Raw genomic sequence first — 13,145 nt, 5'->3', positions numbered from 1 at the left:
CAACACCACTCTTTCAACTCCTTCTGGGCTTCGATGACCTGAAGCAACTCGCTGTCGAAAACTGCGTAACTCATTGTTTACCAAGGAGTTTTCCGCTTCGACTGCGCCGGAAGTGGGGCGAATTATAGACTTCCAGAATCTGCCGTCAACCCTTAATTACGCTTTTCTATCAATCACTTGTAGAAAGCTGGAAAACAGCCCGTTTCCTCTCTATATAGGGGGAGCAAAACCGCTCCCTCTATATAGAAGAAATCCTCAGAGCACCCCAGCCTCTTTGAAAGCCGCCACCGCGCCAGCATCCAGCCCCAACACCCGCTGCAGAACCTCCAACGTGTGCTCACCCAATAAAGGAGGCGCATTGCGATACTCCACAGGCGTTTCGGACAGACGAATCGGACTCGCCACCTGCGGCACCATCCCGGCCAGCACATGGGGCAGCTCGATCGCCAACCCGCGCGCCTTAACCTGAGGATCCGCAAACATCTGAGCCAGATCATTGATCGGCCCACACGGCACACCTGCTTGCTCCAGCTGCAGCACCCACTCAGCAGTCGTCTTGAACACAGTCGCCTGGCGAATAAGCGGAATCAACACCGCACGATTCGCCACCCGCAACTTGTTGGTCGCAAAGCGTGGATCATCTGCCCACTGCGGCTGACCAGCCACTTCAGCAAACTTGCGAAACTGCCCGTCATTACCCACGGTGAGGATGAAGTCTCCATCCGCCGTAGGAAAGTCCTGATAAGGCACGATATTCGGATGAGCATTACCCAGGCGCTTCGGAGCATTGCCCGTAGTCAGGTAATTCATTGCCTGGTTAGCCAGACAAGCCACCTGAACATCCAACAGCGCCATATCAATATGCTGACCGCCACCGTCGTGATCCCGATGCGCAAGCGCTGCAAGGATCGCCACGGTCGAATAGAGACCGGTCAAAATGTCCGTCAGCGCCACGCCGACTTTCACCGGCCCGGCACCCTCATCCCCTTCGGGTCGCCCCGTCAGACTCATCAGACCGCCGAGCCCCTGGATCATGAAGTCATAACCCGCGCGCTTGGCGTAAGGGCCTGTCTGGCCAAACCCGGTAATCGAGCAATAGATCAGATTCGGATTGATCGCCTTTAGAGACTCATAGTCCAAACCATATGCCGCCAGCCCACCGACCTTGAAATTCTCGATCAGGATGTCCGACTTCGCCGCCAGATCACGCACCAGCTTCTGCCCTTCAGGCCGAGTGAAGTCGATGGTGACCGATTGCTTGTTGCGATTGGCCGACAAGTAATAGGCGGCCTCGCTAGTGTTCTCGCCATAAGCGTCTTTAAGGAAGGGAGGCCCCCAGGCGCGCGTGTCATCGCCATTACCCGGGCGCTCAACCTTGATCACTTCGGCGCCAAGGTCAGCAAGGATCTGCCCGGCCCAGGGCCCGGCCAGCACCCGCGATAAATCCAGTACCCGTAGATGCGAAAGCGCGCCCATGGCCGTTCTCCTATTAATAGAACGCCTGGATGCCAGTCTGCGCACGACCGAGGATCAGTGCATGGACGTCATGCGTACCTTCATAGGTATTCACCACTTCCAGGTTGACCAAGTGGCGAGCAACACCGAACTCATCGGAAATACCGTTACCCCCCAGCATGTCGCGCGCCATGCGAGCAATGTCCAGGGACTTGCCGCAGGAGTTGCGCTTCATCATCGAAGTGATCTCGACCGCTGCAGTACCTTCATCTTTCATACGACCCAGACGCAGACAACCTTGCAGTGCCAGGGTGATTTCAGTCTGCATGTCGGCCAGTTTCTTTTGGATCAGCTGAGTGGCAGCCAAAGGACGGCCGAACTGCTGACGATCCAGGGTGTATTGGCGAGCGGTGTGCCAGCAAAACTCGGCCGCGCCCAGCGCGCCCCAGGAAATGCCGTAACGTGCCGAGTTGAGGCAAGTAAAAGGGCCTTTCAAGCCACGGACATCCGGGAAGATGTTCTCTTCAGGGACAAACACGTTGTCCATGACGATCTCGCCGGTGATGGATGCACGCAGGCCAACCTTGCCGTGAATCGCAGGAGCACTCAGGCCCTTCCAGCCTTTCTCCAGAACGAAGCCGCGGATGTCGCCGGCATCGTCCTTACCCCAGACCACGAACACATCGGCGATCGGGCTGTTGGTGATCCACATCTTGTTGCCGGTGAGGCTGTAGCCGCCTTCCACTTTGCGCGCACGAGTAATCATCGCGCCCGGGTCGGAACCGTGGTTGGGCTCGGTCAGACCGAAGCAACCAATCCATTCGCCTGAAGCCAGTTTCGGCAGGTACTTCTGTTTCTGGGCTTCGGTACCAAATTCATTGATCGGCACCATGACCAGCGAGGACTGCACACTCATCATCGACCGATAGCCGGAGTCGACACGCTCGACCTCACGGGCGATCAGGCCGTAGCTGACGTAGTTCAGGCCGCTTCCCCCATACTGCTCAGGGATAGTCGCGCCCAACAGACCTATTTCGCCCATCTCGCGGAAGATTGCCGGGTCGGTCTTTTCATGGCGGAAAGCTTCGAGAACACGCGGCGCGAGCTTCTGCTGAGCGAATTGCTCAGCGGTGTCGCGGATCATGCGTTCTTCTTCGGTGAGCTGTTGATCCAGCAGCAGGGGATCGATCCAGTTGAAGCTAGCTTTACCGCCCATGAGTGTGTCCTCTCGAATCGGGTCAAATAACGTGGGCTGATCCTAGGCCGGGCTGGGCGTTACGGCAAACGAGGATTTTGCATACTGTTGTGCTAATTTCTCACTCCGAAACATCGCAAAGTAGCTTTTATGCAATGTATTAGTGAGGTTGACGTACATGCGCAGGAAAATCCCCAGCACAACGGCCCTGATCAGCTTTGAAGCGGCCGCTCGCCACGAAAGTTTTACCAAGGCAGCCCAGGAGCTTTCCCTCACTCAAGGCGCCATTTGCCGACAGATCGCCAGCCTTGAGGAGTTCCTCGGCGTAGAACTGTTCCGACGCTCGCGACGCGGGGTCAAGCTGACGGAGGCCGGTCTTTCCTACAGCCGCCGGGTGGCCACCCAACTCGATGCCGTTGAACGGGACACCTTGTCAGTGATGGGCCAGCAAGGCGCCAACGTGATCGAGCTAGCAGTGGTTCCAACCTTTGGCACTCAATGGCTGCTGCCACGACTCAAAGACTTCCAGCAAAAACACCCGGAAGTGACAGTCAACCTCACCAACCGAACGCGGCCCTTCCTGTTTGCCGACACCGACTTCGATGCCGCGATCTATTTTGGCGACGCGGACTGGTCGGGTACCGAATCCCACAGGCTGATGGGTGAAAATCCGATGCCGGTGTGCAGCCCCAACCTCCTTGGGGAAAAGACAAACCTGTCTCCCGGCGACATCGCCGAATTACCCCTGTTGCAGCAGACCACTCGCCCTTATGCCTGGCGCCAGTGGTTCAACTCCCAAAACCTTAATATCCCTCGAGACATGACAGGGCCGCGCTACGAGCTATTCTCCATGCTTGCCCAAGCGGCCATGCACGATATGGGAATAGCGTTGATTCCACCGTTCCTGATTCAACGTGAACTGGCCGAGAAGCGCCTGGTCATTGCCAACGCGCAGGCGTTATCAAGCATCAAGGCGTATTACTTGATGATTCCCGAGAGAAAGGTCGAATCGGCCTCTTTAAGGGCATTTCGCGATTGGCTGGTCAATCAGGCACAGAGCTATAGCCTAGAAGGATAAAGGCTTTGCGCTATTAGCTGACCCCGTAGTCAGCAACATCAAAGCACTACAGATATAAGTATTTGTCGCATATTCGAAGACTGTACCGACAAGCAGCACAAACGTCCCACAAGGGCCTGAAGACGTGGCCTTGAGCCTCTATTGCGGAGCAATAACGACTCATTCACCTGACCGATGTGTAACTTCTTCAATTTTTACAAGAATCCTTACAAGGCACGGTCTGCAAGGGATTGAACCGGTCAGTTGCGACATTCGGTCACGGGGTGACTTGTAGTTAATTTTCCGTCACCCGTCATAAACCCTTGAAGGGCACTAAGTTCGCCTGCAAAATGCCGCGCCCCGCCCTGATTTGGCGGGATCGTGCTGATCGGCCGCCCCAGCCGCACCATCCGAAGTGCCTGGGTTTACTCAATAAGATCACGCAGGAGATTTGACGTGCACATTGGTGTTCCTCTCGAAACCCAGACGGGTGAAACACGGGTTGCTGCAACCCCGGAAACCATCAAGAAGCTGATCGGCCAGGGTCATAAGGTCACTGTGCAAAGCGGCGCCGGTATTAACGCCAGCGTTGTCGACAGTGCCTATGAAGCGGCAGGCGCGATTATTGGCAGCGCCAGCGATGCGTTTGGTGCCGAGCTGATTCTCAAGGTGGTCGCTCCCAGCGACAGCGAGCTGACGCTCATAAAGAGCGGCACCGTTGTGGTAGGCATGCTCAACCCGTTCAGCAATGAAACCATTGCCAAGCTGGCTGAGTGCGGCATTACCGCGTTTGCGCTGGAAGCCGCGCCGCGTACCTCCCGCGCTCAGAGCCTGGATGTGCTGTCCTCCCAAGCCAACATCGCCGGTTATAAAGCCGTGTTGCTGGCCGCTCACCACTATCCACGCTTCATGCCGATGCTGATGACTGCTGCGGGTACCGTGAAAGCGGCGCGCGTACTGATTCTCGGCGCAGGTGTAGCCGGTTTGCAGGCGATCGCTACGGCGAAACGTCTGGGTGCAGTGATCGAAGCGTCTGACGTACGTCCTGCGGTAAAAGAGCAGATCGAGTCCCTCGGCGCCAAGTTCGTCGACGTACCTTACGAAACCGATGAAGAGCGCGAATGCGCCGTTGGTGTCGGCGGTTACGCGCGACCAATGCCCGCCAGCTGGATGCAACGTCAGGCCCTGGCCGTGCACGAACGCGCCAAACAGGCTGACATTGTCATCACCACTGCACTGATCCCGGGCCGCAAGGCACCGACGCTGTTGAGCGCGGAAACCGTGGCGCAGATGAAGCCGGGCTCGGTGGTCATCGACCTCGCGGCAGCCCAGGGCGGTAACTGCCCGCTGACCGTGGCCGACCAGGTTGTGGTCGAGAATGGCGTGATCATTTGCGGCCCGACCAATCTGGCCGGCGCAGTCGCGGCAGACGCTTCGGCACTGTACGCACGCAACCTACTGGACTTCCTGAAGCTGGTCTTCAACAAAGAAGGCCAGTTCGAGATCAACCTCGAAGACGACATCGTCGCCGCGTGCCTAATGTGCCGCGACGGCCAAGTCATCCGCAAAAACGCCTAAGCAGGGATTCAGACGATGGAAGAGCTTATCTCCCCCGGTATCTACAACCTGATCATCTTCGTGCTGGCGATTTATGTCGGTTATCACGTGGTCTGGAACGTTACACCTGCACTTCACACGCCTTTGATGGCGGTAACCAACGCGATCTCGGCGATCGTGATCGTCGGCGCCATGCTGGCCGCGGCGTTGACCGTCACACCTCTGGGAAAAACCATGGGCACCCTGGCGGTAGCTCTGGCAGCGGTGAACGTATTTGGTGGCTTCCTGGTCACCCGCAGGATGCTTGAGATGTTCAAGAAAAAAGCCCCGAAAGCAGTAAAAGAAGAGGCGCCTAAGTAATGAGCATGAATCTTGTAACGACGCTCTACTTGATCGCGTCGATCTGCTTCATCCAGGCGCTTAAAGGCCTGTCGCACCCGACCACATCCCGACGCGGCAATGTGTACGGCATGCTCGGCATGGCGCTGGCGATCCTCACCACAGTGGGCCTCGTCTATAAGCTGGGCGCCGAGTTGGCCACCGCCGGTATCGGTTACGTCATCGTAGGTCTGTTGGTCGGCGGTACCGCCGGGTCGATCATGGCCAAGCGCGTTGAAATGACCAAAATGCCGGAACTGGTCGCCTTCATGCACAGCATGATCGGTATGGCCGCGGTGTTTATTGCCATCGCCGCTGTGGTTGAGCCGCAATCGCTGGGTATCGTCAAACAACTGGGTGATGCGATCCCCGCCGGTAACCGCCTGGAGCTGTTCCTCGGAGCCGCCATCGGTGCAATCACGTTCTCCGGTTCGGTGATCGCGTTCGGCAAGCTCTCGGGCAAGTACAAGTTCCGCCTGTTCCAGGGCGCACCCGTGCAGTTCGGTGGCCAGCACAAGCTAAACCTGATGCTGGGCCTGGCGACGCTGGGCCTCGGCGTGACCTTCATGCTGACCGGTAACCTGAACGCCTTCGCGCTGATGCTGGCCCTGGCCTTCGTGCTGGGCGTGCTGATCATCATCCCGATCGGCGGTGCGGACATGCCGGTAGTTGTGTCGATGCTCAACAGCTACTCCGGCTGGGCAGCGGCGGGCATCGGCTTCTCGCTGAACAACTCGATGTTGATCATCGCAGGTTCGCTGGTGGGTTCGTCCGGTGCGATCCTCTCGTACATCATGTGCAAAGCGATGAACCGCTCCTTCTTTAATGTGCTGCTCGGCGGTTTCGGCAATACGGCGGACGCGGCCGGCCCGGCAGGCTCGAAAGAGGCCCGCCCGGTTAAATCCGGTTCGGCTGACGATGCGACCTTCCTGCTGACCAACGCCGATACCGTGATCATCGTTCCGGGTTATGGCCTGGCGGTGGCACGCGCCCAACACTCACTGATGGAGCTGGCGGAGAAGCTGACTCACCGGGGAGTCACCGTGAAGTTTGCGATCCACCCGGTCGCCGGTCGGATGCCAGGGCACATGAACGTCCTGCTGGCCGAAGCCGAAGTGCCTTACGAGCAAGTGTTCGAGATGGATGACATCAACTCCGAGTTCGGCCAGGCCGACGTGGTGCTGGTGCTCGGCGCCAACGACGTGGTCAACCCTGCGGCGAAGAACGATCCTAAATCGCCGATTGCCGGCATGCCGATCCTCGAGGCTTATAAAGCCAAGACCGTGATCGTCAACAAGCGCTCGATGGCCAGCGGCTATGCCGGTCTGGACAACGAACTGTTCTACCTGGACAAAACCATGATGGTCTTCGGCGACGCCAAGAAAGTTATCGAAGACATGGTCAAAGCCATCGAGTAAAACCTGCTCCAGCGCAATACCAAAAACCTCAGCCTTTAGTAGGCTGGGGTTTTTTATTGCCCGCTAAAAACCGACCAAAGGCTCTAAATCGGGGCTCTGCATTCGACCATGGTAGCGGGAGGAATTTTTTTGAAATCACTAGACTGCACACCTTGCTTTCGTTGCCCGAGATAACTATCCATGTACCGTGATCGTATTCGCTTGCCTTCGTTGTTGGATAAGGTGATGAGCGCCGCTGACGCTGCCGCTCTGATTGAGGACGGCATGACCGTCGGCATGAGTGGTTTCACCCGCGCCGGCGAAGCCAAAGCCGTGCCCCACGCACTGGCCGAACGCGCCAAAATCACCCCGCTGAAAATCACCCTGATGACCGGCGCGAGCCTGGGCAACGACCTCGATAAACAGCTCACCGAAGCTGGCGTATTGTCACGACGCATGCCGTTCCAGGTCGACAGCACCCTGCGCAAGGCCATTAACGCCGGCGAAGTGATGTTCATTGACCAGCATCTTTCGGAAACCGTTGAGCAGTTGCGCAACCAGCAGCTAAAACTGCCCGACATCGCAGTGATTGAAGCCGTGGCGATCACCGAGCAGGGCCATATCGTGCCAACCACTTCGGTGGGTAACTCGGCCAGCTTCGCGATTTTCGCCAAACAGGTGATCGTCGAGATCAACCTCGCGCACAACCCGAATCTCGAAGGTCTGCACGACATCTATATCCCGACCTATCGGCCGACCCGTACACCGATTCCGCTGGTCAAGGTTGATGATCGCATTGGCAGCACCGCCATCCCGATTCCGCCGGAAAAGATCGTCGCTATCGTGATCACCAATCAGTCCGATTCGCCGTCCACCGTGCTGCCGCCGGACGTTGACACCCAGGCCATTGCCGACCACCTGATCGACTTTTTCAAGCAGGAAGTGGCTGCCGGGCGCATGACCAACAAGCTCGGCCCGCTGCAAGCCGGGATTGGCAACATCGCCAACTCGGTGATGTGCGGGTTGATTGACTCGCCATTCGAAGACCTGACGATGTACTCCGAAGTGCTTCAGGACTCGACCTTCGACCTGATCGACGCCGGCAAGCTGAGCTTTGCTTCGGGCAGTTCAATCACCTTGTCGAGCCGTCGCAATACCGATGTTTTCGGCAACCTTGAGCGCTACAAGGACAAACTGGTCCTGCGCCCGCAAGAAATTTCCAACCACCCGGAAGTGGTGCGGCGGCTCGGCATCATCGGCATCAACACGGCGCTTGAGTTCGACTTGTACGGCAACGTCAACTCCACCCACATCTGCGGCACGCGGATGATGAACGGCATCGGCGGCTCGGGCGACTTTGCGCGCAATGCGCATTTGGCGATCTTCGTGACCAAGTCGATCGCCAAGGGCGGCGCAATTTCCAGTGTGGTGCCGATGGTCAGCCACGTTGATCACACTGAGCATGACGTCGACATCCTTGTCACCGAGATCGGTCTGGCGGACTTGCGTGGCCTGGCGCCACGAGAACGCGCTCGAGTCATCATCGACAACTGCGTGCACCCGGACTATCGCCAAGCCCTGGATGACTACTTCACAGCCGCTTGTGCTCTCGGCGGTCACACACCGCACATCCTGCGCGATGCCCTGAGCTGGCACATCAACCTGGAAGAAACCGGGCGAATGCTGGCGGTGTAATTGGTACAGATAGCAGCTGACGCAAACACAGTTTCGTCAGCTTGCTGCTGCCAGACCAAATCAGGAATAAAACTGTACTGCTGTACCGGTCTTTTCCTACCGTAATTGCCTACATTTCCGAGTCAATCCATCAAAAACGCACCATATGAGTGCCGATAGGTACAGTTGCCTCAATTTCGACCAGTACACCACCCTTTAACAGTTAACTGGTCCCTCACAATACAGGTGAACTGTATCTAGAGAGACTGGCCAAACGAGAGGATCATTGGCATCAGTTAAACCACTACCTAATCCCGCCATAAGCGGAAGGATGTCAACCATGGAACGTACACTCAGTTCCGAGCTGTTTTTCGAAGACAACGCTGTAAAAACCCAGGCTTCCACGCCTCTTCGCGTTCTCGCCAACCTGATGCTGTGGCAGCGCCGCATCTCCAGCCGCCATCAACTGGCTCGTCTGGATTCGCGTCTGCTGGCTGACGCAGGGATTAGCGAAGCACAACGCTACGAAGAGCTGAGCAAGCCGTTCTGGCGCTAAGTTAGCGTCGCTGGCTCTGACCCACCGGGTCCACCGCCAGCACTTCTAATTGAAAAAACAAAGCCCGTCGTGGGAAACCACGACGGGCTTTGTCGTTTTGGACCCTTTACATGGGTCATACAGAATAGATACCGCTTAATAGGTACAGTTTTAATAATTCATAAACTGAGCCAGTACAATTTCAATGCAGTGTGTCTGTTGCGGAAGAGAGGACGGGATCACCATGAATTCCCGAACTGCCAGCAAAAGGACCGCGCAATGAATCACTTACTGGATGTTTCCGTTTCCACGCCTCAATCAACGCCTCGCTCCCACTGGGTTCGTAGATTGCTGAGGGGCCTCGCCAATAGCCTGGAAAGGGCTCGAACCCGGCGTTTGTTGGGCCAACTCAATGACCGGCAACTCTCAGACCTGAACATCAGCCAGGCGGATCGTCTCAACGAATTGGATAAACCATTCTGGCGCTAGCTTCCTGCTTGAACAGACGGGACTGTGCGAACCGATACTCATAGGCCTATATTCAGATGGAACGTGGCGAACGCTGCACGACTGGCGTCTGAATCAACAGACACTGCGCCACCTCTCAATCGGTTTTCCCAAAGGAGTTTCACCATGTCCCGTCTTCGTCTGCTCAGCGCTGCAGCCCTGCTTGCCGTGGCTGCCAATTCCCACGCCACCAGCTTTATCGTGACCACCGACGCCGTCGTCGGTGCGCTCAAGGCCACGTCCGATGCGACCTCAGATGTCACCTCTTCCTTTCGCGATGACAAAATCGTGCGCGCCGCCCGTGACGACGCCGCCAGCTTCGTGGCCAGCGAAGGCGCTATTCGTGGCGTGAAACTGGAAAGCGCACTCGACCATATTCGCCACCAGGCACCTCAGCTGAACGCGACTGACGCACAACTGGCGCAAGCCATACTGACAATCTAAGCGACACCACTGACGTGGGACACGCCAGCCGTGTCCCAATGTTTCGGCGCTGGCTCTAGACCGGGCGTTGCGCTAGCCTTGCGACTCGCCTTCAGCTTTCGAGTCTCATGCGTTTTCTTTCAAATCTGTTGATCTCTCCGCTTTTCGTGGCAGCCTGCTGGGTGGACTCGGTCCATGCCTATGACGCCTTCAATCTGTCTACACAAGGCATCGTGGCCACCGGCTACGCCACAAGCATGGTGACCTCCGCCCCCTTCGACCGTAAGCTGCTAGTCGCGGCACACGATGACGCTGCAGCGTTCATCGCCAGCGACGGCCAACTGCGAGGAGCCCAACTGGAATCCGCCCTGATTTATCTGCGCCGGACCCAGTCAAAACTTCGTGCCAGCGACCTTGAACTGGCGCAGGCAATTCTCGTCCAATAGTTATCCTTGTTCTTACGGAGTCGTTCCATGCGTAACCCTCTGATTGCTGCCGCCCTTGGCCTGCTGTTATCGACCGGTGTGGCCCAGTCGCACACTCTGGTCGCCACCAGTAACATCATCATCAATGCCACCCAACGCACGCTTGATTTCACTTCCGATACCACGACGTCCATCCGTGACTCGAAGATCGTTCGTGAAGCCCACGACGATGCGGCCAGCTTCGTCGCCAGCGATGGCGAGATTCGTGGCGCGCACCTGGAAGCGGCCTTCAACACGTTGCGCACCCGCGTGCCGGAAGCTCGCGACGCCAGTGATCAGGTTCTCGCCGAAGCCATCCTCGCACTGTGAGGTCGCCAGTCGCCTGGCTGTTGGCTGGGGTCATGTTGCTGCTCGGCAACACGGCCCAGGCTGACTTGCAATTAAGGCTTAAAACCGAAGGCCTCAGCCCCGCTCAACAACAGGCCAGTCAGGCGTTGCTAAATGAAGCCATGCAGGCGCTGCCGCCGCGGTTCATCGAGCAGCTCGACCGACGCATCGACGTCGGCTGGACCGATGACATGCCGAGCAACGCTTACGGCCAGGCGTCGCTGGTGTCCGAGCTCGATCTGAACCGCAACCTGCTTGCCAGCCTCACTGACGGCAGCGCCGCGACCAAAAAGACTTATCGCCCCCATGGCACCGTGCGCCGCGAAATGCTTGCCACGGTGTTGCACGAACTCACCCACATCTATGACCGCTCGCGCCTGTGGCCAGACGCAGAGCGCACGCTGATTCAGCGCTGCACCCGGCGCAACAGCAGCACAGGGCTAATTGGCATTCCCGATCAATGCCGCGGCCAGTCCGACCGACGCTTTACGCTCAGCGACGACCCGCACCTGCTCGACCTCGCCGGCTGGCCACAATATGTCGGCCGTCGTGGCGAACGCGAACAGCACAACCGGCAAATTGCCCGCAGCCCGGATATTTACGAGACGAGCAGCCCCAAGGAGTTCGTCGCGGTCAACATGGAGTATTTCCTTCTCGACCCGGCCTACGCCTGTCGCCGACCTGCGTTGTACCGCTACTACAAAGAACATTTCGGCTGGGCGCCCGCCGCTAAAGACACCTGCGGCAAAACCTTCTCCTTTCTCAATGCCGGCAACGATTTCGCCAAAACACCACTGGGCCAGGTCGATCCGGAACGGGTCTACGCCGTCGACTATCTGTTGGCTGAAGCCAACCAGAACTGGGTCAGCCGCTGGGGTCACAGCATGTTGCGGTTGGTGATCTGCGCACCCGGCCGCCCCCGTGGGCCGGATTGTCGGCTGGATCTGGATCAGCATCTGGTGTTGTCCTACCGCGCCTTCGTCGGTGACGTGCAGCTGTCGAGCTGGGACGGACTGGTGGGCAAATACCCGTCGCGCCTGTTTGTCCTGCCGCTGGCGCAGGTGATCGACGAATACACCAAGACCGAACTGCGCAGCCTGGCCTCGGTGCCGCTGAACCTGTCGCGCAGCGAGATCGAAGACGTGGTGGAACACGCCGCCGAAATGCACTGGAGTTACGACGGCAACTACTTCTTCCTGTCCAATAACTGCGCTGTAGAGGGCCTGAAGCTACTGCGTAGCAGCACCAACAATACAAAACTGGTCGGGTTGGACAGCATCATGCCCAACGGTTTGCTGGAAGTGCTCAAGGGCCGCGGGCTGGCGGACACCAGCGTGCTGGATGATCCCCGCGAAGCGCTGCGCCTGGGCTATCGATTCGACTCCTTCCGCGATCGTTATCAAGCGATGTTCGAAGTGCTGAAGAAGCACTTGCCGATCAAGCAGGAAAAGGTCGAAGACTGGCTCTCCCTGAAAGCTGAAGAGCGTCGGCAATGGATCGACCAAGCCGATTTGCGCACCAGCGCAGCATTACTGTTACTGGAGCAGGCAGCCTTCCGCCAACAATTGGTGCTGGCCCAGGACGAAGTAAAGCAGCGCTATCTGGGCGCCCGGGAATTGAAGAACGGCGGCATGGACAAGGCCAACGCAACTTTGCAGCAAATTCTTGCCAACAGCGGCTTCCTCAGCCGTCCGGCTGAGCTGCTCGGCACCGGTGGTTATGGATTGCCGCAGCCGAGTGAGTGGCAGCGTCTGGAATCGGAAAGCAGTCTGCGGCAGAAGCAGCTCCAGGCGCTGACAGGCGATCTGGACAAAGAAGTGAGAGCGCTGCTCGAACCGAGCCGTGCGGCCGAAATGGCCGCCAATGAAGCCAACCTGAAGCAGGTTGGCGAGCATCTGAGGAAGTTGCACAAGGCTGCGGGCGGCTTGGAGTTGCCGTAAACAACAGGCTTCGCGGCTAATCCGCGAAGCCTTCAACGCCTACCTGCTATTCAAAGCACCCCTTCGAGAATTTCATAAACGATCCCGGTTCCTACGGCTGATCAGCACTCGCATTCAGCAACGGGGTGGCACTGAGCATCAGCACACCCAGGCTGGCAATCAGACGTTTCGGCATTTTCATCGGGTCTTTCCTCACTGCACATACAGCAAAGAGG

13 protein-coding genes are annotated in these 13,145 nt (G+C 57.7%); 11 read left to right on the top strand and 2 right to left on the bottom strand.

The genetic code is table 11. The features are described from left to right. Window positions 1–255 precede the first annotated feature (255 nt). Window positions 256–1,476 (bottom strand): CaiB/BaiF CoA-transferase family protein, encoded by a 1,221-nt coding sequence (locus ACIQU2_RS21120; protein ID WP_123369329.1) that lies wholly within the window; start codon window positions 1,474–1,476, stop codon window positions 256–258. A gap of 13 nt (window positions 1,477–1,489) precedes the next feature. Next, a complete protein-coding gene (locus ACIQU2_RS21115) occupies window positions 1,490–2,671 on the bottom strand; it encodes an acyl-CoA dehydrogenase (RefSeq protein WP_123369330.1) in 1,182 nt (393 codons plus the stop codon). Between the two features lie 157 nt (window positions 2,672–2,828). Between ACIQU2_RS21115 and ACIQU2_RS21110 the strand changes: the two genes are divergently transcribed. The 11 genes from ACIQU2_RS21110 (at window position 2,829) to ACIQU2_RS21060 (ending at window position 12,930) form a co-directional block, all read left to right on the top strand. Next, the gene (locus ACIQU2_RS21110) at window positions 2,829–3,728 is read left to right on the top strand and encodes a LysR family transcriptional regulator (RefSeq protein WP_347804225.1); all 900 of its coding nucleotides are present in this window, start codon (window positions 2,829–2,831) and stop codon (window positions 3,726–3,728) included. A gap of 435 nt (window positions 3,729–4,163) precedes the next feature. Continuing rightward, on the top strand, window positions 4,164–5,285 hold the full coding sequence (locus ACIQU2_RS21105; protein WP_403143752.1) for a Re/Si-specific NAD(P)(+) transhydrogenase subunit alpha: 1,122 nt from the start codon (window positions 4,164–4,166) through the stop codon (window positions 5,283–5,285). Window positions 5,286–5,300: 15 nt separating this feature from the next. Further along, window positions 5,301–5,624, top strand: a complete 324-nt coding sequence (locus ACIQU2_RS21100) for an NAD(P) transhydrogenase subunit alpha (RefSeq protein ID WP_003187010.1) — start codon at window positions 5,301–5,303, stop codon at window positions 5,622–5,624. Continuing rightward, window positions 5,624–7,060 (top strand): NAD(P)(+) transhydrogenase (Re/Si-specific) subunit beta, encoded by a 1,437-nt coding sequence (locus ACIQU2_RS21095; RefSeq protein WP_403143751.1) that lies wholly within the window; start codon window positions 5,624–5,626, stop codon window positions 7,058–7,060. Before ACIQU2_RS21100 ends, ACIQU2_RS21095 begins: the two co-directional genes overlap by 1 nt. A 180-nt stretch (window positions 7,061–7,240) precedes the next feature. Next, on the top strand, window positions 7,241–8,734 hold the full coding sequence (locus ACIQU2_RS21090; RefSeq protein WP_347804227.1) for an acetyl-CoA hydrolase/transferase family protein: 1,494 nt from the start codon (window positions 7,241–7,243) through the stop codon (window positions 8,732–8,734). A 319-nt stretch (window positions 8,735–9,053) separates the two neighbouring features. After that, entirely contained in the window at window positions 9,054–9,269 is a 216-nt protein-coding gene (locus tag ACIQU2_RS21085) for a DUF1127 domain-containing protein (protein ID WP_008154465.1), read from the top strand. Between the two features lie 258 nt (window positions 9,270–9,527). After that, window positions 9,528–9,737, top strand: coding sequence for a DUF1127 domain-containing protein (locus ACIQU2_RS21080; RefSeq protein WP_403143749.1), 210 nt, complete (start codon window positions 9,528–9,530; stop codon window positions 9,735–9,737). A gap of 144 nt (window positions 9,738–9,881) precedes the next feature. Next, window positions 9,882–10,199, top strand: a complete 318-nt coding sequence (locus ACIQU2_RS21075) for a DUF2388 domain-containing protein (RefSeq protein ID WP_008044656.1) — start codon at window positions 9,882–9,884, stop codon at window positions 10,197–10,199. A gap of 107 nt (window positions 10,200–10,306) precedes the next feature. Further along, window positions 10,307–10,624 (top strand): DUF2388 domain-containing protein, encoded by a 318-nt coding sequence (locus ACIQU2_RS21070; protein ID WP_347804229.1) that lies wholly within the window; start codon window positions 10,307–10,309, stop codon window positions 10,622–10,624. Between the two features lie 27 nt (window positions 10,625–10,651). After that, window positions 10,652–10,972, top strand: coding sequence for a DUF2388 domain-containing protein (locus ACIQU2_RS21065; protein WP_347804230.1), 321 nt, complete (start codon window positions 10,652–10,654; stop codon window positions 10,970–10,972). Continuing rightward, window positions 10,969–12,930 carry a DUF4105 domain-containing protein gene (locus ACIQU2_RS21060; RefSeq protein WP_403143747.1) on the top strand — a complete coding sequence of 654 codons (1,962 nt, stop codon included), beginning with the start codon at window positions 10,969–10,971 and terminating at the stop codon, window positions 12,928–12,930. Before ACIQU2_RS21065 ends, ACIQU2_RS21060 begins: the two co-directional genes overlap by 4 nt. Window positions 12,931–13,145: the final 215 nt, after the last annotated feature.

The sequence above is a fragment of the Pseudomonas sp. NPDC098740 genome (assembly GCF_044760065.1).
Lineage (GTDB): Bacteria > Pseudomonadota > Gammaproteobacteria > Pseudomonadales > Pseudomonadaceae > Aquipseudomonas > Aquipseudomonas rossensis.
Note: the sequence above shows the minus strand (reverse complement) of the source record. Positions and strands in the feature narration are given on the sequence as shown.